Origin of the sequence: Anabaena sp. UHCC 0399 (assembly GCF_034931465.1) — a bacterium.
In the GTDB taxonomy this organism is placed as follows: Bacteria; Cyanobacteriota; Cyanobacteriia; order Cyanobacteriales; family Nostocaceae; genus Trichormus; species Trichormus minutissimus.
The window spans coordinates 50,379-72,127 of record NZ_JAYGGZ010000019.1 but is presented as its reverse complement, the minus strand read 5'-3'; the positions used below and the strand labels follow the sequence as shown (position 1 = coordinate 72,127).

The following is a 21,749-nucleotide window of genomic DNA, read 5'->3' as shown; positions in this document are numbered from 1 at the left end:
GCACTCATAACTCATAACTCATAACTCATTACGGTTATTCGTCTTCTGCAAAAATAAAGCGATATAATTCGCTGGGGTCTGGTTCAGGGCTGCTTTCGGCGAATTTTACAGCTTCCTCGATCACTGCCTGAATTTTGTTCTCGATCGCTTTCAATTCTGCCTCATCTGCTAAGTTCTGCTCTATTAAATAAGCCGCTAGCTTTTTAATGGGATCGCGGGAAAACCAAAATTCTTTTTCGGCTTTGCTCCGCAGTTCGTCTGGATCTGCCAACGAATGACCACGGAAGCGGTAGGTTAGGGCTTCGATTAAGGTTGGCCCTTCACCTGCACGAGCGCGGGCGACGGCTTCTTGGGCTACGGTGTGTACTGCTAATACGTCCATTCCATCTACTTCTACGCCCACCATGTTAAACACGCTGGCTTTTTTGTAAATCTCTGGGTCGGAGGTGGCGCGATCGTGCGCCATGCCAATTGCCCATTTGTTGTTCTCGACTACAAACAGAATTGGCAATTTCCATAAGGCTGCCATATTCAGCGTTTCAAAAAACTGCCCGTTGTTAGCCGCACCATCACCAAAGAAGCAAGCTGTTACTTGGTCAGCGTTGCGATCGCCTAACACTTCACGCCGGTATTTACTTTGAAAAGCTGCACCAGCCGCCACGGGAATGCCTTCAGCTACGAAAGCATAGCCACCTAACAAGCGGTGTTCGGCAGAAAACATATGCATCGAACCGCCGCGCCCTTTACTGCAACCGGTGGCCTTGCCAAATAGTTCTGCCATGACTTCTCTTGCTGGTACTCCCGCACTCAAAGCATGAACGTGGTCGCGGTAAGTGCTGGAAACGAAATCTTCCCCTGGGCGCATGGCTTGAATTACGCCAGTGGAAACTGCTTCTTGCCCGTTATACAGGTGGACAAAACCAAACATTTTGCCTCTATAATACATTTCGGCGCATTTGTCTTCAAAAAAACGCCCTAAAATCATATCTTCGTATAAGAGCAAGCCTTTTTCTTTGCTGATCTGGGCGGTAGCAGGATCAAATTTAGGTAATGCGCGTTCTTGAACCATTATTTTTTATTATTCCTGTTCTAAAATCGAAATTTACCATTTTCAATAGGTTGTTCTCTCAACAAGTTAGTTTTCTCTACAGAGGTTTTGCTAGAGTGAACAACCGATATTTATGCACCAAAAACAGTTATAGAGAATATTCAGGAAAAAACAGGGTTAATTCGCCGATTTTCACACATCTATATATGACTATCTCAGCCTAATAGCAACTCTCTTTTTCTGTACTTTGCTATTCCCCATTTCAGTTCATAGGCTATCACTCAGGATAGCTTGGTTTCTGCATATCTATGAACAATTTAGGGAAATTCAACCCCTAAATCCTTAAGTATATATTTATAGGGTTGTCATATCTTCTCCTTATGATATAATCTTGGTCTTTATGCTATCAGCATATATACTTGAGGCGGTGCATCTTTAAATCCATATTTCAGATAAACAAACATCTGAAATATATTTAAATAAAAATAAATCATAGTCTGGTGTGAAAGCAAGGCTTGTACAACTAAACTATGCTATTTGAGTTTTACAGGCTCAAAAACTGATAACATTTATTCTCAGGAAAATTACTAAGAATTAAGACAAAGTATTAGCACTTCCTAGCCGAAGACAAAATGTTGGTACTAGAATATGACACAAATTTGGGGAAGCAACAAAATCCATTGTTGCAATATACACTTATAGTGTAAGTCCGGCACGGTATTATTCACCGTATGATTATGGCACGGTTTTACACGCCTGGAATGCTCTAGGTGGATTATGTTAATCACGGTGCAGGGGAAGTAGGCTGTGCGAATTCCGCTTGATTACTACCGAATTTTAGGACTACCATTAGCGGCAAGTCAGGAACAATTGCGGCAAGCGTATAGCGATCGCATTGTACAATTGCCACGCAAAGAGTATTCTCAAGCAGCAATTGCTTCCCGTAAACAACTTATAGAAGAAGCTTACGTGGTTTTATCAGATCCCAAGGAACGTAGTAGTTACGACCAGTTATATCTTGCTCATGCCTATGACCCAGATAGTTCTGGTAGTGCCAAAGTAGCACTAGAAAATCGTCCCAACAGCAATCAGGGTAAGTTTAATGCTCAAAATCTCAGTATTGAAATTGCCTCTGAGGAGTTAGTTGGTGCTTTATTAATTCTGCAAGAACTAGGAGAATACGAGCTAGTCCTGAAACTAGGTCGTACCTATTTGGGGAATCAAAATGGTGTAGTACCTAAAAAAGCCGTTCACCTGGCTACTGACGCATTTCTCCAAAATGCTGAACGCCCAGATATGATTCTGACTGTGGCTCTGGCTTGTTTAGAATTAGGTCGTGAGCAATGGCAGCAAGGTCACTACGAAAATGCGGCTATTTCTCTCGAAACCGGCCAAGAAATGTTAGCTCGTGAAGGTCTGTTTGCCAATGTCCAAGTAGAAATTCAGGCTGACCTTTATAAGTTACGCCCCTATCGCATTCTAGAATTACTGGCACTGCCTCCAGCTCAGACCGTCGAACGTCATCAAGGTTTGGAATTACTGCAAAGTATCTTAGAAGATCGCGGCGGCATTGATGGCACTGGTCATGATGAATCGGGCTTAAGTATAGATGATTTTCTCCGATTCATCCAGCAACTACGCCACTATTTAACAGTTGCCGAACAACACAAGCTATTCGAGGCGGAAAGTAAACGTCCCTCGGCTGTGGCTACCTACTTAGCTGTCTATGCCTCCATTGCACGGGGATTTACCCACCGCCAACCCGCTTTGATTCGTCATGCCAAGCAAATGCTCATGCGGTTGGCTAAACGGCAAGATGTGCATTTAGAACAGTCACTTTGTGCGTTGTTATTAGGACAAACCGAAGAAGCATCCCGTGTTTTAGAACTAAGTCAAGAATATGAATCTTTAGCTTTTATTCGAGAAAAATCTCAAGATTCACCGGACTTATTGCCTGGTTTGTGCCTTTATGCCGAACAATGGCTACAAAATGAGGTATTTCCCCATTTTCGGGATTTAACCAATCAGCAAGCATCTTTGAAAGATTATTTTGCCAACCAGCAAGTCCAAGCCTATCTAGAAGCTCTCCCTAATGATGCAGAAACTACTAATGAGTGGAAGGTAATCAATCGCACTCAGCATCGTAGTCATGCTAGTGGAACGACTCGACCTGAGTCTGATCACCAGAGAACGCCAGATCCAGAGTTACCAGAAACCCACAACCACAAAGTAGCAGAATCGGCCAATTTTTCAGTATTTAAAGAAAATACTGCTCCTATACCCCCATATACTGGCATACCACATCCAGAAACACCTACTACATCCCAGATATCTGGTGTACAGCGTACAGCTAGGGCTAATCAGCATCCCAGCTCTGCACCTCGCCCAACTGTAACTACTAAGCGCAGAAGACGGAAGCCTAGTGAACGTTCTCATCCACAGCGTAACTTGGTTGGTACGTTAGATCGGAAAACACGCTTAGTGTGGACTGTATTTATTTCTATGGCAGGGATATTAGTTTTTTGGCTGTTAGTCTCAACCATTTTTGGTGCAGTTAAGAATCTCTTTTTCCCAGTACCTGCTTTACAGGCAGAAACATTTTTGACTCAACTCAATGAACCATTAATAGCCACACTGGAGAGTAACAGTGCTTTACAGTCCCAGGATGGGGTACTGACAGAAGCAATAGCCGAAGGGGTGATTAAAACTTGGCTATCCACCAAAGCCTCAGCGTTAGGGCCTAACCACGAGATTGACGGTTTAGCAGAGATTTTAACGGGTTCTGCTCTCTCACAATGGCGATTCACTGCCCAGCAGGTGAGAGCTACAGACAGCTATCGGATGTATAGCCACAGTATCAAAATAGAAAATATCAATAAATTTGATAGAGATTCTAATCGAGCTTTAGTCAGAGCTAATGTCAGGGAAATTACCCAATTCTACGGCAATGGTCAAAGAAGAAATTCTACTGATGAAAATCTCCGTGTCCGCTATGAATTAGTTCGGCAAGCCGGCGGGTGGCGAATTCAGAGCATGACAGCCGTTGTCAATTAATGTAATTTTTTATATCTAAAGGCTATATTTTAGTTGCTTCAGCCACAAAAAAGTTTTTTGCGGTTTGATTGGTCTAAGGCTGCTGATTTATCTATACTAACGTGCTTATATTTGCTAATATGGGAATTGTTGTCAGGAAAATATGACTTGGCTTGACTCTCGATCAGGAACGATGTCAGGGGATCATAACAAAATGATCCCACAAGAGCTTATAAGTTCGTAAAATAGGTAAAAAAGCCTGTTGACACCCCTTGATCCCTACCAAGGTTTACTAGTTAATATAAGTTCAACAAACTTAATTAAGTGACTCCTCCGATCCCAAAGTGCTGATTTTGGCATGAGTAAGAAATTGAAAGGACGTGACCTTTATTTAACAAAAGACTAAAAAAACACACTGGGCAAAACCAGGAGTCAGGCATAAGAAATTCATCTGGGATAAATAAAGTTTAATTAAGCATTTTGTTACCCAGGGAAATCATTTACCTTTCAAACTACTGGAGGCCAAAATTCATGGCAAAAGAACGCCCACCGCTAGAAGAGATGACACTGCGACAACTACGCAAAGTTGCCAGCGAATTTAGCATCTCTCGCTATAGCCGGATGAGGAAATCTCAATTATTAGCATCAATTCAAGAAGTTCAGCGTCAAAAAGCGTCGCTTAACCCATCTCGTTCACTGGAGGCACAGGAAACCGTGGAAGCAGCAAAATTTGAACTTGGTCAAGAAGACCGTACTGGTGGATCTCTAGCTGATGTTGATGAAGGCTTGGCAGATTTACCAGGTGGTTACGGTGACAGTCGGATTGTCCTGTTACCGCGTGATCCTCAGTGGGCTTATGCTTACTGGGATATTTCCAACGACCATAAAGAAGAGTTGCGTCGCCAAGGGGGACAACAACTGGCACTGCGGATTTATGACGTTACTGACGTAAATCTTGATTACCAAAGCCCCCACAGCATCCAAGAGTATCCTGCTGATGAACTAGCTAGAGAATGGTATATTCCTATTCCAGTCAGCGATCGCGATTATGTTCTTGATATCGGTTATCGTGCTTTTGATGGGCGTTGGTTAGTGCTAGCTCGTTCAGCGCGTGTTCACATTCCCCCCGTTTATCCCTCTGACTGGATTGAAGATGTCTTCATCACTGTCAACTTTGAGGAAGATTTGCGCGGCAAAACCCTGTACGAACTCGTTCCCCCTGCCAAGAAAACAGCTGCTGCTGTTGGTGCTATTAATAGCAATGGCAACCCCATCTACGACCAAATCTTTGGCATGGCAGAGTCCGCCGAAGCACAACGGGTTGCTGGTTCGCTTTTCGGTTCTATGCAGCAAGTCCCCGGTTCTGCCCGTCCAGAACAAGCTATCAGTTCCTACGTATTCCCCTCTGGTGTAGGTATGTGGGCAGTTCCCACCGCTTCCGGCATCAATATGTCCGGTGTGGGAATGTCCGGTGTAGGCTTCTCCGCTTCCGCCGTACCAATGCGTCCTCGCCAGTTCTGGTTAATTGCTGATGCTGAGTTGATTGTCTACGGTGCAACTGAACCCGATGCTACCGTGACAATTGGTGGTCGTCCCATCAAGTTGAATCCAGATGGTACATTCCGCTTTCAAATGTCCTTCCAAGATGGTTTAATTGACTACCCCATTTTGGCTGTTGCGGCTGATGGTGAGCAAACACGCTCAATTCACATGAAATTTAATCGTGAAACCCCATCTCGTAACACCAATACCAAAGACGAAGCTGTTTTAGAATGGCTTTCTTAGGAAGGTAACAGGGGACAGGATTAATTTCCATTCCCCAATCCGCAACCTTGATTGAAATTTTAAATTATTACCCGCTATAGTCATGCTGTAGCGGGTTTTTATTTTGTATGTCCTTCAAAAAAATTGTTGCTTTATCTATATTTGTAATTACTGTCAGTTTATTGTCAGGTTGTCAAAAAATTGATGCGAGTTCAGCACCAAAAACTGCAAAAACCTGTCCTGGGGAAAATAGTAAATTTAGTATTGAATTTTTTAAAACTAATAATCGCGGTGATAAATTTGCTAAAGGGATCAATCACGTAATTATTTTTAATCCTAGGTCAGATGCACTAGATTTTAAAGTGAATCTAGGGTTATCTCATCCAATTTATGCTAAAGATAGTAGAGGTAAATTTCGGAGAGAATACATACCAAAACAATTTCGTGAACTTATTTCTAATGCTAATTCGCAGCTAAATGGCAAAAGACCAATAGCAGCAATTAATGCCGACTATATAGACACTGAAAATAAACCCCAAGGTTTAAACATTTCTCGTGGAATTGAGTATGCAGGAGATTTTAAAAATAAGCGTTCTTCTTTTGGTATTTCTGGCGGTAAACCTCAACAACGACAGGCCACAATCCAAATAGGTAGAAGAGCGAATAATATTCTGAATTACAATTTAGTAGGTGGTAATGGCAGGTTTTATCTTCAAGGTAAATTTAAAGATATCTGCCAAGATTTAGGTGAATTTGCCTGTAGACAAGCTACTAATCGTTCTATGGCAGCTATCACAAATAAAGGTTATGTAATTTTGTTAGTTAATGATTTAAAAGCTAATTCTCATATTGAAGTATCGTCAATTAATCAAGAGTTAACACCAGATAAATTTGATGATGTTTTAGAAGGCATTGCACGCAATAACTGTTTAGGTAAGATTCAAGAAGGAATCCTATTTGATGGTGGTATGTCACCAGGATTGTATTACAACAATAAAATCTATGTAGAAAACCCTGGTTTCATTGGTTCAGTGTTTTTAATTTATAAGCGGTACTAGTACAGCACGGCGTAGATAAGCAGACCATTTCAAAACAGCAAAAGCCTTGGTATATTAAACTTTTGACTTTTGACTTTTGACTTACCCTCCGGGAAGCCGCTTTAGCGTCTATGACTTCCGCCTTGCGGTACTAGTTCCCAAAACACAGTTGATGATCTTCTGTCGTGATATTGGGGTTAGTGGTGAGATAATCAGTTAGGCGATCGCAAGCTTGATTTAGTAGTTGATCAACCACCAAGGTTTGTAGTTCTATGCCTTCTAAGTTCCACAGTTTGACAGTAGCATCCTGTCCACCGGAAACTAGTAGCTTACCATTGGGACTAAAACTGACATTCCTTACGCCGCCTTGATGTCCTTGGAACGTGGTTAACGAAGTCCCATTGGCAACATTCCAGAGTTTAATTGTGCCGTCATCGCTAGCAGAAGCCAGAGTTTTACCATCGGGGGAAAAATTGACATTAAAAACTAAATCATTATGCCCTTGTAAGGTTTTTAATAACTGACCGTCTATATTCCAAAGTTTCACCGTTTTATCTTGACTAGCGGAAGCAATGGTTTTGCTGTCAGGAGAAATATTCACACTCCAAATACTTGCACTATGACCTTTCAGGGTCTTCAGCAGTTTACCCTCCAAATTCCAGATTTTGATAGTTTTATCTGCACTAGCAGAGAGAATGTTTTTACCATCTGGAGTAAATTTGACATCCGTCACCCAACCGTTATGTCCTGAAAGAGTATTGAGTAGGCGACCATCTAAACTCCAAAGTTTGATGGTTTTATCTGCGCTACCAGACGCAAGAATTTGATTATCAGGACTAAAACTCATACTCGTTACCCAATGGTGATGATTTTGGAAGGTGCGGAGTAAAGTCCCATCCTGGCTGCGAATTTGGATACCTTGACTAGTGCTAGCTAAGGCAACTATATTGCGATCGCTACTGAAGCTGACACTATTAACATCAGGAATAGGAGAAGTGAAGGTTTTGATCAACTGTCCTTCTAAATTCCACAACTTCATGGTGCTATCTGCACCCAGTGAGGTAACAGTATCACCATTATTAGTAAAGCTAACCTTATTTACACTGCCTTTATGCCCATAAAAAGTTTTGGGTAGCTTTCTGTCTACATTCCACAGTCTCACCGTATTGTCATCACTCGCTGAAGCCAAAATCTTACTATTTGGGGTAAAACTGATACTGTTCACTTCATGGCTATGTCCTAAAAAAGTTCCTAGTACGCTACCATCACGCGACCAGATGGTGATAGTTTTATCGGCACTAGCAGTTGCAATCATTTGTCCATCGGGAGAAAATATCACCCGCCAGACCCCTTCATTATGTTTTTCCAAGGTTCTGAGTAAAGTCCCGTCACGAGTCCAGAGTTTCACTGTATTGTCAGCACTGGCAGAAGCGATGGTTTTACCATCTGGACTAAAACTTACACTACGTATTTCTCTGGTATGGGCGGGTATAGTTGTTAGCTGACGACCATCTAAACTCCACAATTTGATTGTGCCGTCATCGCTGGCAGAGGCGATAATATCACCTTCTGGGGAGAAAGCAACAGAATTTACACCCCCGTTATGTCCAGTAAAGGTTAGCAGTAATTTACCCTCACGAGTCCAGAGTTTCATTGTATTGTCAGCACTACCAGAGACAATGATTTTACTATCTGGTGAAAAACTGACACTATTGACAGCTTGATTATGTCCGGCGAGAGTAGTCAATAATTTACCGCTACGATTCCAGAGTTTAATCATATTGTCAGCACTAGCAGAAGCCAAAATTTCCCCATCAGGGGAAAAAACTACACTATTGACCCCATCACTGTGACCTGTCAAAGTATCGAGTAACTTGCCATCATTACGCCAAAGATGGATAGTGTTGTCAGCACTACCAGAGGCTAAAATTTCCCCATCCGGCGAGAAATTGACGCTTGTCACCCAAGAATTATGTATGAAGCGGTTGCGTTCTTGGGTAGTGTAGACTGCTTGTTGGAGAATAGTTGCTGTTTTATTACGGACATTTTGAGGAAGTCCAAGGTTAATTTTTTGGACTTCTTTTCCCGCCTGCACACTTGTTAATAGGGCTTCTAAGTGCTGGTGAGAAAGTAGATAGTTTTCCGAGAGAGAGTTTAAAGCCTGAATTTCTTGTAATTGAGCCTTTTGGGTTTGTTGGTAAGCAAAAACAGCTAAAGCAAAAGCAGTTAATCCGAGGGTGCTGATAATAGCTACAGCCCTTTGTGCTTGCCTGAGTCTATTTTGTTCCTTTTGTTGCTGTTTTCTTCTGGCTTGTAAACCAGCCGCAATGAAATTTTGAACATCCAAAGATAACTCATCAGTGTAATTGAGATAAATTTCTTCCGCTTCTGCTAATCGCACACCTTGCAAAAGAAAATCGGCTTGGCAGTCATGTTGCTTCCATAGAGTAGCAGCTTGTTCGATTTGTCGATGCGATCGCAATCTACTACGATTTTCCTCTAACCACCAGCGTAATGTTGACCAGTGGCGAATAATGATTTCATGGGCTACCTCGATGGTGACTGAAGGAGTCGGCAGTGCGGAGTAAGGAGTCAAGGCAAAACCCCCCCCTTGCCCCCTGCCCTCTGCCCCCTGCCCCCAGTCCCCAGTCCCATTCACCACAACCAACTTAGCAGTCGTTAATATCTGCAATGTTCTCTCTACCAAAGCAACGGGATATTTGTTCACAATTAACTCTGATTTCCCTACCCGTCGCCTAGTGTCTTCTGTACCTTCACCTAATTGTGTTAACGCTAAAAAAATCCATCTAGCACATTCTTGGGCTTCTGGATCTAAACTTTCGTAAACTGCCTGGGCTTTCTTTTCTAAAGCACCTTTAATTCCACCCAAATGTTGCTGATATGCCTGTAAGCTAATGACACCATTTTCCCGGTATTCCCACAACTGTTCTAGAACAAATTCCAGTAATGGTAAATAACCAGGAGAGTAATTCAACTCCTGTAATAATACCTCTACTAACTCTGGTTCTATTGTTAACCCAACTTGTTCGGCTGGGTGAATAATAATCCGGCGATACTCTTCTTTAGTTAAGCAAGGCGGTAATAAAATACTCGACTGTTGTAATAGCTGGGCTAATTTCCCTACTTCCAAGCAGGGAGCAATAAAATCTGCCCGTAAGGTAATAATTAATTTAAATCTTTCTGATACTCTTGCCAGTGTTCCCAAGACAATTTCTAGAAATCTTTGTCTATCTTCACTAGCAGCAAGAGTGAATAATTCTTCAAACTGGTCTACTACCAAAACTACCATTGGTTCAGGACGCTGATTTACCCAATGCACCAATCCTTCTACCCCTTGATACAACAGCCCCTCTAGCTGTTTTTGCTGATAGGCTTTTTCTCGCTCAGTACCACTATCTACCATGCGACGGGATAAAGTTTCTAGGGGATTTGTCCCGGGGCGAAAGCTTCTTATCCACCAGCCTTGACTACCCAGTAATTGTTTACCTCGGCGCAGTTGAGCCATTAGACCCGCCTGCACTAAAGATGATTTCCCACTACCAGAAGCCCCCACCACAGCAATAAATGATTTTCTCTCTAACTCAGCAATTATTTTTTGTGTCTGGATTTCTCTACCGTAGAAATACTGAGCATCTTCTTCCCCAAAAGCTTGTAATCCCTGGTAAGGACAGATACCTAAATCGATTGTATTTAGTAGCTGATTATTCCTATTACCTGTCCGGGTGGGAATAATTTCAATTACTCCTTGAGTACCAGATAGCCAAATCTGCAAAGGTAGAGAAGTTTCTGTCCAGATTTGTTGTAATTGGCTAATCCAAGTAGCAGCTGATAAACTGGGTTGCTCTTGGGCTGCTTCCAAGGTAGAGTTTAGGGCTTGGGCAAATTGTTCCGGGTTATCTGGAGATGAAGCCGCCGCAATAATACATTGTCCTTGTTCAAAGCCCAGTTGTAAATCTTCTACCCAATCTTTTAGGAGTAAATCACTGTGTATTCCTAGAAGACAATCTAAAATGATGATTTGTTGAGCATAGGGAGAACGTCGTAGTTGTTGTCTTAACCAAGAACGACTCAGGCGGGTATTTTCTCCCAGCACTAGGATAGGTTCTCCCACCTCAGTTGCTTCTAAGCGTCCCCGCAAATATAACAATACTGTGGTGAAATTTTGCTGTTGATTTTGGGCTGCTGATTCTATAGTTTGTAAACAACTTTGAATTATAGTGTGTAAATCTTTACTAGTATTAGTTCGTGGCCAATACTCTATCTCAAAACCACCGACAGCCTGCAACAGTTTACTCAACCCCAAAGTAGTCTGATTAGTTGCTAATCCTTCTACAATTAATGCTTGTCGGGTGTAAGATGATTCAATTAATGCGGGTTTTACCCCTAAAATTACCTCACCCACCCCTTCAACAATGCGCTTGGGAGTTTGCAATGGATATTCAGAATAAACTTTGGTGTCTCCTCTAGTACGATTTTGTTGATTAATTAGCCGTAATTGTTGGTTAGTTTGCTCGATATATTGCTTTGTTTGGTGATAAACATAACGGTAAAGTCCATCTGCATCAATTAACCCTTGACTATCAGCAGCCTCACCTCGTAAACCCCGCATTAAATAATAAGTAAATACCCCGTGTCCCAATTCTGGAAATTCCCAAGATTGTTGGTTGGTATCACAAGAAAGTAAGGCGTAAAATCCTTTACTCTGTTTTGCCCTTTGGCGTAGTAATTCTACTATCTGGGGTGTCGGGTTTGGTAAAGCCTGTTGTGTGCTGTCGTTTCTTGCGCCTCTAAAAGTTAGACTACCACTATGACAAGCATCTAGCCAGACTAATTGAGTCTGTGCTTGGCTATTACCTAACAATTGCAAAAGTTCTTGCAATTCTAAACCTGTATTAAGTAAGTCATCCGTTTGAGTATCTGCTAGACACAAAATCGCCTGCTGGGAATTTGGTTCTAGCATTCCGTGACCAGAAAAATAAAATAAAATTGTGTCTTGTGGTTGGGCTGTATTTGTAATTTGGTCTAAACTCTCACGTACTTTCGATAACAGTGGCTGTTGGGAGACAAAATCATGGTGAACGCATTCTTGTTTGTGAGGGAAAGCCTGAGTCGCATCAGCTAAAGCTGCGGCTAACCCTTGACAATCAACAGATGAGTAACGCAATGAGGGAAGTCTCTCATCCTGGTATTGGTTGACTCCCACTAGCAACAACCAAAGTTTCGCTTCTCCTGTTTCTAGAGTATGAATTAGATGACTTGTAGCAATACCGAGTGGAGACATTTTTAATTCAAAATTTAAAATTGGTGATTAGTGATTAGTGATTAGTCATTAGCCATTAGCTATCTTCCCCTACACCCCTATATTCTCTTTGAAGAAGATAACAGAAAAGTTTCTTACTATACTGACATATTGTGTTGCCTAATTGTATAGTCACAATCCAAAGCCGAGTCTATCCTGTTATTTTATTACAGTTTTATTAGTGATAATTTGTGAAACAATGAATAATTTAATACATTTCTTAGATTAAGCCATGTTTGCAAATCTAACTGTGGATAGTTTTTGTCTCTTTATTCAAAAAAAGGTGTAATTTTTTCTCTATTTGCCCATTCCATGACTTCTGGATGAGAGAATTTTGTAATTTTTATATACAAAAAATTGGTCAAAGTGGCCACAAAGACAAAATTAACCCTGCTAGACTGTTTACATTCAAGCGAATCGCAGTTCTGAATTTAGCGCATCTGATCACAGTTGTGACAAAAAAGCAGTTGAACTTAATTCATTCTGCTGCTTTGATGCTAGCCATATTCCTACAAGTTAAACTTGTAAACCCTTGTTGATTTCCTCTGATGCCTACCTCATTCATCTGCACATGAATGAGGTATTTTTGTGACTTATATAATTCTGCTTCAATATCCTAGTTATTTACTCGCATTGATGCCAATTACACCAATGACAATTAAACCAATAGATAAAAATTTTACCAATGACATGGATTCTTGAAACCAGATAATACCAATACTAGCAATTAACATTGTTCCTAACCCTGACCAAATAGCATAAGCCACGCCAACGTCAATTTTTTCGAGAGAAAGTGTAGAGAAAGTAAACCCAAAACCATAAAATACAAATATTAAGATAGAAGGAATTATATTCTTAAATCCTTCTGACAATTTCATGCAGGTTGTGCCTAAAACTTCAAACAATATTGCTGCTAGTAAGTAAACCCAATTAATTAACATATTTGTGCTGAAATCTTAACAAGAAGATTTTTCAATTTGCTAGTATTCTATGAATAATTTTCTGAGTAATTCTGCTACTTAAGCGACAACAAATTTATATAATGCAATTATCATCAATAGTTTTGATGATGTTTGAGGCGACTCACTCAATAACTCAAGTCTTTTATATTACTCTGAACCCCTTATCATCTGAAGTGAGGGTTAGATACGCTAAATACAAACCTTAAACTCTATTTATAGCACTAAGATAATATATCGATCTATTTATCTAGTAATCAATTGATTTAGAGTTTACCGAACAAATTAAACCTAGTTTACCGTACATTCTGGTAGGGTTCGGTAATTATTATTTACCAGGTGATAAAAACCGAATTTACACTAAATTATTTTTTGAATAAGATGAGAACAAATCAAATGAATTTTGAACTAATTTCCATACATCATTCTCAGAGGAGTTAAAGATATGGCACTCATTCATTGGAATCCTTTACAAGAACTGAACACGATTCAACGTCAACTTAATCATATTTTTGAAGATGAGATGTTAAATACGACAATTTTGGATAGAACCGTAGCAAAAGTTCCTGCGGCTGAATTACAAGAAACAGAAGATGCCGTATACTTAAAACTGGAGCTTCCAGGTATGGAAGCAAAAGATATAGATTTGCAAGTCACCGATAAAGCTGTCTATATTAGTGGTGAACGTAAATCTCAAACTAAGGCTGAAGACAAAGGCAAAATCAAGAGTGAATTTCACTATGGTAAATTCCAACGTGTAATTCCTTTACCTACCCGGATTCAAAATACTAATGTCAAGGCAGAATATAAAGATGGTATCTTGAATTTAATGCTGCCTAAAGCAGAAGAAGAAAAGAACAAAGTTATCAAGATTAATCTAGATTCCGTTGGCTAATCAAATTTGATTAGTGAAAATTCAAAGTTTGAGAAACCGGTTTTATTTGATAAAATCGGTTTCTTGTTTTTCATAAATGATCTAGGATAGATGTGCATAATTAAGTCAAAATTTCTTGATTAATAGATTGCAACAGTTATTGTTGCCCATGAACGGCATAATTACATAATTAGGTGTTGTCAAGGTGTAAACAGAGGATTGAGTGTGCTACCAGATACCCGAGCTGCAATTTTTGACATGGATGGGTTGTTGTTTGATACAGAAAGCATTGCTCGCTGGGCTTGGAAACAAGCCTTAGAGAGTCATGGCTATCTGATGAAGGATGATTTTTATCACGAGTTTGTCGGGCGCGATTTATCTTGGCGAGAAAAAATTCTCAAACAAAGATATGGAAGCAGTTTTCCCTTTGATGCGGTGACAGCACAACGGATTGAAATAGGCGATCGCCGGGAGCTACAAGAAGGTTTACCATTAAAACCAGGCGTATTAGATTTACTGCGTCAGTTAAATAATTTAGGTATAGTCATCGCTTTAGCAACAGGTACAGCAAGGAATAGAACTATCCGCCGTTTAACCAATGCAGGTATTCTGCAATACTTTACAACTATTGTCACCAGTGAAGATGTTGCTGAAGGTAAACCCGCACCAGATATATATTTAGAAGCCAGCCGCAGAATTAATGTTGTTCCTGTACAGTGTGTGGTGTTTGAAGACTCATGTGTAGGCATAGAAGCAGCTTTCAGTGCTGGGATGTACCCAATTATGATTCCCGACATAGAACAACCATCCCCAGAAATTAGATGTTTGGCTTACCAAGTCTGGGAATCCTTGGAGCAAGCCTGTGCTTTATTAGAACAGAGGCTAGGGTCTAGGGGCTAGGGATAGTAGAGATTGTCGCAGCGACTGAGGCGATGGCATTCTGCCCGGCGTAGCTGATCGCTTGAGATATTTAATAGACATTTCTAAAAATTACTTGTGCCTACTTTGTCGAGACGCGGAATTTCGCGTCTCTAATATTAAATGTAATGTGTTTTTTTAGTAAAGCTACTGTTATCACATCGTAGATTGTGCTTTATCTTAGATAAGTGAATATACTTGAAAATAAATGTATCTAAATAACTAGTTTATTATTTAGAGTTTCTGCTCAATCTTCTAAATCTACAATTATGGCAATTCTGATTACAACTCTTCATACCTCATGTGATCCACGACGAGCTACTGAGTTTATAGCCTGTCTTAACGCCAACCTAGCCCATCCAGCAGTTGATGCAGTCAAGGTGCTACTAGAAACGAAAAGTGATGGTGATTATGGTTTGCTCAAAGATATTCAGCACGAGAAACTAGAGATAATTACCACTGATAAAAGACCATTCTTTTCTGATTTGTTTACACTAGCTAATCAGTGCGGGGATAATCAGGTAGCAGTGATTTGTAATGGTGATATCTACTTTGATCAAGATAGTAATTTAGAACGCGCTAATGAGATAGATAGCAGTCAATTTTGGACAATCTCACGCTACAACGAGCAAAAAGGTGGCAAATGGGTACTACACCACCAAGCGGCTGAAGGTTCTCATGACTGTTGGATTTTTCGTACACCCATCCGCCCATTTCCAGCTGACTATCACTTAGGTATTCTTGGTTGTGATGCAATCATTGCTCAACGAGCAGTCGAGGCAGGGCTATTGGTTGCCAACCCTTGCTTAACCATTCTTCTACGACACCTGCACCGCTATAATATTCGCAACAATACCTTAGATAAAAAGTCTCGTTCTTATTGGCATGAACAAGATTACTTGAAGTTGGGTATACGAGTTTACTGCGCTCCTCCTACGACAATTGATTCTCCCGTCATTTGCTCCAATAGATCATTCCGATATATCTTGATGAGTAACATGGGACGGTGGTTACTGCCAATTTACAGATCAAAACCAGTTCAAAAGCAAGTTTCATCGATGAAAAAGATGTTCAAAGCTTGAGACCATATCCAGTTCAAACAAAAATAGACCATCATGAGGCAATTTGATTTTGGATTGAAATTTAATCTAAAATTCCAAATCCAAAATCCAAAATCCAAAATTCCTCTGCTCCTCTGCTTAAATACTTGACCGGAAACCCAAAACCTTTATTCGACCCTAGCACGCAGAGCCGGATATGGGAATAAAGCTTGGAATCCAGCCTGGCGTTCATTAAAGGATTCTGAGGAATAGTTCCACATACTACCGTAGTAGAATAACGCTACCCCTAATCCGCGTTGTTGGGTAACTTGTACCTGAGACTTAATTTGTTGTATGGAAACTGGGTTATTGCGTAAACCTGTCATAATCCCGATCGCAGTGGGAATCGTTTGTTGTGCTTCTTGAATTTCGGGACGGGATATATTGGTGATAAAATTTTGCAGGTTGGGACGGTAAATTTGCACAATTAACTCATCCACAAGATTTTGCCGCAACCACGTTAGCCAATCTTGCAGTTGAAACTTATAAGCAAAATCGTAATAATTGGGCGCAACAGAAAAAATGGCCTTGGGTTTTCTGGCTTTGACACCTTGGTGTAACTGGGTCATAAATGCCGTAATTTTATCAGCTCGCCACTTTATCCATGCTTGGTCTTGAGGATTGGCTGGGGGAGGGTTTTTAGTTTCTTGGGTGTAGAGAGAAACCGTGTATCGATCATAGCCAAATTCATGAGGCAAACTCATGTGATCGTCAAACTGAATGCCATCAACATCGTAGTTCGTGACGACTTCTAAGACAAGATCACTAATAAACTTCTGCACTTCGGGGTGAAAAGGATTGAGCCAGACAACTTCTCCAGCTGCACTCATCGAAGTTTCGCCACCATCGCGTTTTTTTGTCAACCACTCTGGATGGTTCAAGGCGAGTTCTGATGTAGGGGGGGCCATGAATCCAAATTCAAACCAAGCAGTTGCCAACAAACCCCGACGATGGGCTTGGTTAATTACGTCTGCTAAGATATCGTGTCCATCTGAGCCTCGAAACACAAAAGGTTGAATCTCGGCTCGTTGGGCCACAGCACTGGGATACATCACATAGCCAGAATTCCACACCACAGGGTAGACAGTATTAAAGTTCATCTCCCGTAGTCGATTCATAGCCTCTTGGACTTTGCGGCGATCCTTGAGGATGTCAAAATCATTGTTGGTCATCCACACCCCACGAATTTCTTGCCGTGGGAGTTGGGCTATAACAGGGGTGAAATTACTTGCCAACAATACGGTGACAAATGATATTAAAACAAGGATAGGGAAAATCCTCCTCAGCAGGCTGTTACGCCGCCAACATTGGCTAAAGGAAATAGATTTGATCAATTGCAATGATGCGTCAGCTACCCAGACGCACCATAGTTTGGTGTGGTGAAGGAGTGTACTAGCCATACAGTTTAAATACTTTGATGGTTACTAAAGGATTAGTTGATTGGTAGTTATTTTTCAGTACGGCGCATCGAATTTCCGCATCAGATCAACCGAAGCATACTTAGCACAGTCAGTATAGTTGACGCAATTAGTCTTAATTAGTGCCTGATGGACTTTTGCCAATAATAGCCGCGATTTGTTGACTTTGGACGGAATAAGGACATAATTAACAACGTCAATAATACTTAAATTGAATGTAATATCAAAAACTTTTATTGAAAAACAGAAAAATTGAGATTAAATTATTAGCGATCGCTTCACATACCCTTATTTTCGGGTATAAGGGGACAGAAAATCGCTCAACACCAAAAACGACAAAACACAGAAACAAATCATCATGTCTCTGTGTTTTGGCTGTATTTTATTTTAGGGACAAATTACCGAACAGTTCGCCTCACCATTATTCTACTGTCTGAGGTTTGAGACTATGAGGACTGATGGAAGAAAGTGCAGCATTAGGTAATTGACAAGCAATCATTGTCTTGACGTGTTCCATCTCATCATCTCGGATGGCTACAAACACATCATAGAGATTATTAATTTGTGGACGACGTTCGGCGGGAGTCTGCGCGGTTTGAAATTCATCAAACATATATAAGTCGCCATCACGATAGTAGAGTCTAGCTATCTCCGGTGCAGGTAGAGCTTTTAATTCAGTCTCTTGAGAGGTGAGAAACTTGTCATAGCTATTGTAGGCGTGCTTTTCCACCAATTCCATGAAATTGTATGCAGCACGGGGAGAGACAAGATACAACGCCGTAATAATCCAGTAATAAATTAAAGCAGTTGTTTTAGCTAACAAGCGATCGCCCCAAAAACTAGCACCTCCCAAATGTTCCATAATCAGCAGGTGATGCAATTCATTCCAAGACTCAGCAAAGTGAACCTTGAGCCAGTCAGCCTTACGCCATAAACCTAGAGTTTCGTAGAGGTGTAGCACCGACAGATAAGAAAAATAAGGTACTCGTGCTACGGTTTCTAAAACATAAAAGCGAGGATAAGGGCGATCGCGATAAATTGTATTAATGACAAATACTAAGATACCAACAAGCAAACGAATCATAGTTATTCTCCATCCAGCATCAAATCAGGTAAATCAGGCTAAAATCTTTGATTTCCCCTCTTCACCGTCAAAGTATTTATAACTAGAAAACTTGAGGGACTTGTGAAGAATGATACTTACTAGAGGGGACAGGGGACAGGTGACAGATGATAGGGTACAGGAGATAGGCTGTAACCTGTAACCTATAACCTGTCACCTAATACTATGAGTAATCAACTTCAAGACTATAATCCTAGCGGCGTAGGCGAAATTAACGGTAATCTCTTGGGTTTACCTTGTGATTATGACTCTGCCAACTTAATTGTTTTTGCCGTACCTTGGGAAGTGACTGTTTCCTATGGTGCAGGTACAGCTAACGGGCCACAGCGTATTCTTGATGCTTCCATTCAACTGGATTTATTTGACTTCGACAACCCCGATGGCTGGAAACAGGGAATTTTTCTAGTAGAAATTCCCCAAGATATTTTAGAAAAAAATGATTACTATCGTGACTTAGCTGCACAAATTATTGAACGATTAGCGCAAGGTAAAGCATTAACAGACACCCCAGATTTAACACCTGTTTTAACAGAAATTAATCAGGCTTCTCAACAGGTTAATCAATGGCTATTTACACAGTCTCAGAAAGCAATAAATAAGGGTAAGCGAGTTGCTGTGATTGGTGGGGATCACAGTTCACCACTAGGTTACTTCCAAGCCATAGCAGCTAAATATCCTAACTTTGGTATTCTACATATTGACGCACATGCAGATTTACGTGATGCCTATGAGGGATTTGAATTTTCCCACGCTTCCATCATGTTTAATGCTATGAAGATACCACAAATTTCTAAATTAGTGCAGGTAGGTTTGCGCGATATTTGTCATGATGAAGTGCAAATCATTGACCAATCAAATAGTCGAATTGTGGCATATTATGACCCTGCTATTCAACAGAAGTTATATTCGGGAACAACCTGGATAAATTTATGCCAAGAAATTATTAGCCACTTACCAGAATATGTTCACATTAGCTTTGATGTAGACGGTTTAGATCCCAAACTTTGTCCAAATACGGGTACTCCTGTTCCTGGAGGGTTAGAATTAGAGCAAAGTTTTTGTCTGTTCCGAGAATTGGTAAAGAGTGGGAGAAAAATTATTGGTTTTGATGTGTGCGAAGTTGGTGATGCTGAGTGGGATGGTAATGTCGGGGCGCGAATTGTTTACAAACTTTCTAATTTAATGGATTTATCTCAGCGATGACTCTGTGAGAGCTAAAGGTTACAAATGTTTTGTGGATATTTTTAACCTGTAACCTTTCTCGCTCTCTCCTACTTCTCAAAAATAAATCAAGGGTTTCCAGCATTTTGCAGAGGGAAGTGAATCATTAATATCAAACTATTGAACAAACTTATCTCTTAAATTTAGCTTAATCATTTGTTGGAATTTTGAATTTATCAAAAGCTTAGTGTAAAATCCAAAAACATAACTGAATTTTACAAAAGCAATGCTCAAAAATACCAATAAATGTCCAAATGAGTATATAGTTAATGATGATGATGCCAGTCAATATATCCGTGATTGCACTATCGCGGCTCTCATCCTAATAGCGGCTTATGGGTTATTTATAACTGAATTTATTTCCAGTTGGGTTTTATTTGTGATTGTTGCTGTTACACTGCCTCGTTGGGTTATTAGTGTACATGAACTTCTTCATGTTAAAGATGAAAAACAGATAAACAAGATAATCAAATGTTTGGGTATTAGTCCTATTCCACTTTCTATTGTCACACTAAGTTACCCACAAATGAGAGAGATTCATCTGGCTCATCATCGTAGCCCTGCAACAGAATCTGACCCAGATGCTTACCATATTCGAGGGAACTTTCTTGTTGTTATTTTTAATGCCTTGAGTGCGCCAGAACAAAGTTTTATTCGCTCACTACAAGTAAATGAATTTAATCTTCAACTAGGACTAGATTTACTGATCAAACTATTGATTTTAGGTATATTAGTCTTCGTAGGGGGAGAAAAATTCTTTTGGTTTTGGTTATTTATCCGAATTGTTTATGGGTTAGGGGATATAGTATTTTTCCGTCTTGTGCATCACCAGAAAGGACAATACGGAACATTTGAGATGAAAATTCCCAGCACTCTTGAAACATGGGGAGAGAGAATTTTTGGAGCAACTGTGGTTCAAGCAACAATCAATCACGATGTACATCATCAAAATCCTGGCATTGCTGCACGCCATCTAGCAACTGCAAGACCCTACATTATGATTTCTTCGAGTAATTAGACACCTAAGAGAGTTTATTCAGAAAGCCACTCTGTTAGTTGAATTTACCTGAAATCTTTTACTCACACCATAACGAACAGTTCTAAATTCTATATGGTTACTGGTAGGATTATAAAGAGTATATTTAGCTTCTCCTGGTGTTTTTCCTACATTCCCTACCCCGATGACTTGGCGCGGCAAAATTTCCACCTTTTGGGGAGAGACTTCACTATCAAGAGTAGTGATACCTGTAGTAACTGAACCTGCTTGTAACTGATATTGAAAAGCCAAACCAGAACGTCCACAAAATAAGTTATTAGCTTGCATTCGTGAGAGGCGGTCAAGCATTTGAATTGGTGGCGTGTCTGGTGTTAATTCTTCATCTACAGATACAGTTGTACCGTGAATTAATAAAGAATCTAGTTCAAAAAAACCAAAATCTAGATTTCTTAGCCATTGTACTGTTTGACGAGAAACAGATTCCCAGAGTAACTTAACTGTTTCACCACCATATTTTGCCATTAAATCATCTGCTTCTCCAGTAGCCCCCAGACCGTGCAAAATAAAACATTGTTCTTCCCACCAACCTTTACAAATGAGTGGTTCTAATTCACCAATCTGTGGGTTACGGACTCGTTCTACTAATTTTTCTGCTTCTGGTGTTGGCCCTACTAAATCACCCAAAATATATAAAGCCTCTACTTGATTAATTTGGCGATTAATATCTGCTAATACAGCTTCATATGCCGCTAAATTACCTTCAATTCCGCTTAAAATTGCCCACTTATTCATCTAGATTTTCGCTCTTAAATTACTTTTAAAAGTGCTGAGTGCTGTTAGCGGTAGCGCGGCGTTTAGCCGATGCTGAGTAGTGAGTAGTAAGTAGTAAGTAGTAAGTAGTAAGTAGTAAGTAGTAAGTTATTAGTCACTTTACCTT

14 protein-coding genes are annotated in these 21,749 nt (G+C 40.4%); 8 read left to right on the top strand and 6 right to left on the bottom strand.

Annotated features, from left to right (window positions below):
• Positions 1-34: 34 nt before the first annotated feature.
• Complete coding sequence (gene pdhA, locus VB693_RS12575; RefSeq protein ID WP_323266568.1) at positions 35-1,069, bottom strand: pyruvate dehydrogenase (acetyl-transferring) E1 component subunit alpha; 1,035 nt, start codon at positions 1,067-1,069, stop codon at positions 35-37.
• Between the two features lie 786 nt (positions 1,070-1,855).
• Between pdhA and VB693_RS12570 the strand changes: the two genes are divergently transcribed.
• The 3 genes from VB693_RS12570 (at position 1,856) to VB693_RS12560 (ending at position 6,903) form a co-directional block, all read left to right on the top strand.
• Entirely contained in the window at positions 1,856-4,102 is a 2,247-nt protein-coding gene (locus tag VB693_RS12570; RefSeq protein WP_323266567.1) for an IMS domain-containing protein, read from the top strand.
• A gap of 510 nt (positions 4,103-4,612) precedes the next feature.
• Complete coding sequence (locus VB693_RS12565; protein ID WP_190699025.1) at positions 4,613-5,866, top strand: DUF4912 domain-containing protein; 1,254 nt, start codon at positions 4,613-4,615, stop codon at positions 5,864-5,866.
• Positions 5,867-5,973: 107 nt separating this feature from the next.
• Positions 5,974-6,903 carry a phosphodiester glycosidase family protein gene (locus VB693_RS12560; protein WP_190699027.1) on the top strand — a complete coding sequence of 310 codons (930 nt, stop codon included), beginning with the start codon at positions 5,974-5,976 and terminating at the stop codon, positions 6,901-6,903.
• A gap of 130 nt (positions 6,904-7,033) precedes the next feature.
• On the opposite strand, the gene VB693_RS12555 is transcribed toward VB693_RS12560, so the two are convergent.
• Positions 7,034-12,184: an eIF2A-related protein gene (locus VB693_RS12555; protein ID WP_323266566.1), complete on the bottom strand. Its 5,151-nt coding sequence runs from the start codon at positions 12,182-12,184 to the stop codon at positions 7,034-7,036.
• Positions 12,185-12,822: 638 nt separating this feature from the next.
• On the bottom strand, positions 12,823-13,143 hold the full coding sequence (locus tag VB693_RS12550; RefSeq protein WP_190699033.1) for a DMT family transporter: 321 nt from the start codon (positions 13,141-13,143) through the stop codon (positions 12,823-12,825).
• Positions 13,144-13,606: 463 nt separating this feature from the next.
• On the opposite strand from VB693_RS12550, the gene VB693_RS12545 reads away from it, so the two are divergent.
• The 3 genes from VB693_RS12545 (at position 13,607) to VB693_RS12535 (ending at position 16,035) form a co-directional block, all read left to right on the top strand.
• Complete coding sequence (locus tag VB693_RS12545) at positions 13,607-14,056, top strand: Hsp20/alpha crystallin family protein (RefSeq protein WP_323266565.1); 450 nt, start codon at positions 13,607-13,609, stop codon at positions 14,054-14,056.
• Positions 14,057-14,260: 204 nt separating this feature from the next.
• Entirely contained in the window at positions 14,261-14,935 is a 675-nt protein-coding gene (locus tag VB693_RS12540) for an HAD family phosphatase (RefSeq protein WP_323266564.1), read from the top strand.
• 287 nt (positions 14,936-15,222) lie between these two features.
• Positions 15,223-16,035 carry a hypothetical protein gene (locus VB693_RS12535; RefSeq protein WP_323266563.1) on the top strand — a complete coding sequence of 271 codons (813 nt, stop codon included), beginning with the start codon at positions 15,223-15,225 and terminating at the stop codon, positions 16,033-16,035.
• Positions 16,036-16,181: 146 nt separating this feature from the next.
• Here the strand turns inward: VB693_RS12535 and VB693_RS12530 are convergent, their stop codons facing one another.
• Positions 16,182-17,453 carry a glycoside hydrolase family 10 protein gene (locus VB693_RS12530; protein ID WP_323266562.1) on the bottom strand — a complete coding sequence of 424 codons (1,272 nt, stop codon included), beginning with the start codon at positions 17,451-17,453 and terminating at the stop codon, positions 16,182-16,184.
• A gap of 439 nt (positions 17,454-17,892) precedes the next feature.
• Complete coding sequence (locus VB693_RS12525; RefSeq protein ID WP_323266561.1) at positions 17,893-18,555, bottom strand: alternative oxidase; 663 nt, start codon at positions 18,553-18,555, stop codon at positions 17,893-17,895.
• Between the two features lie 204 nt (positions 18,556-18,759).
• Between VB693_RS12525 and speB the strand changes: the two genes are divergently transcribed.
• Positions 18,760-19,797, top strand: a complete 1,038-nt coding sequence (speB, locus tag VB693_RS12520) for an agmatinase SpeB (protein WP_323266560.1) — start codon at positions 18,760-18,762, stop codon at positions 19,795-19,797.
• Between the two features lie 244 nt (positions 19,798-20,041).
• On the top strand, positions 20,042-20,833 hold the full coding sequence (locus tag VB693_RS12515; protein ID WP_323266559.1) for a fatty acid desaturase: 792 nt from the start codon (positions 20,042-20,044) through the stop codon (positions 20,831-20,833).
• A gap of 18 nt (positions 20,834-20,851) precedes the next feature.
• On the opposite strand, the gene VB693_RS12510 is transcribed toward VB693_RS12515, so the two are convergent.
• A complete protein-coding gene (locus VB693_RS12510) occupies positions 20,852-21,604 on the bottom strand; it encodes a metallophosphatase (protein ID WP_323266558.1) in 753 nt (250 codons plus the stop codon).
• Positions 21,605-21,749 lie beyond the last annotated feature (145 nt).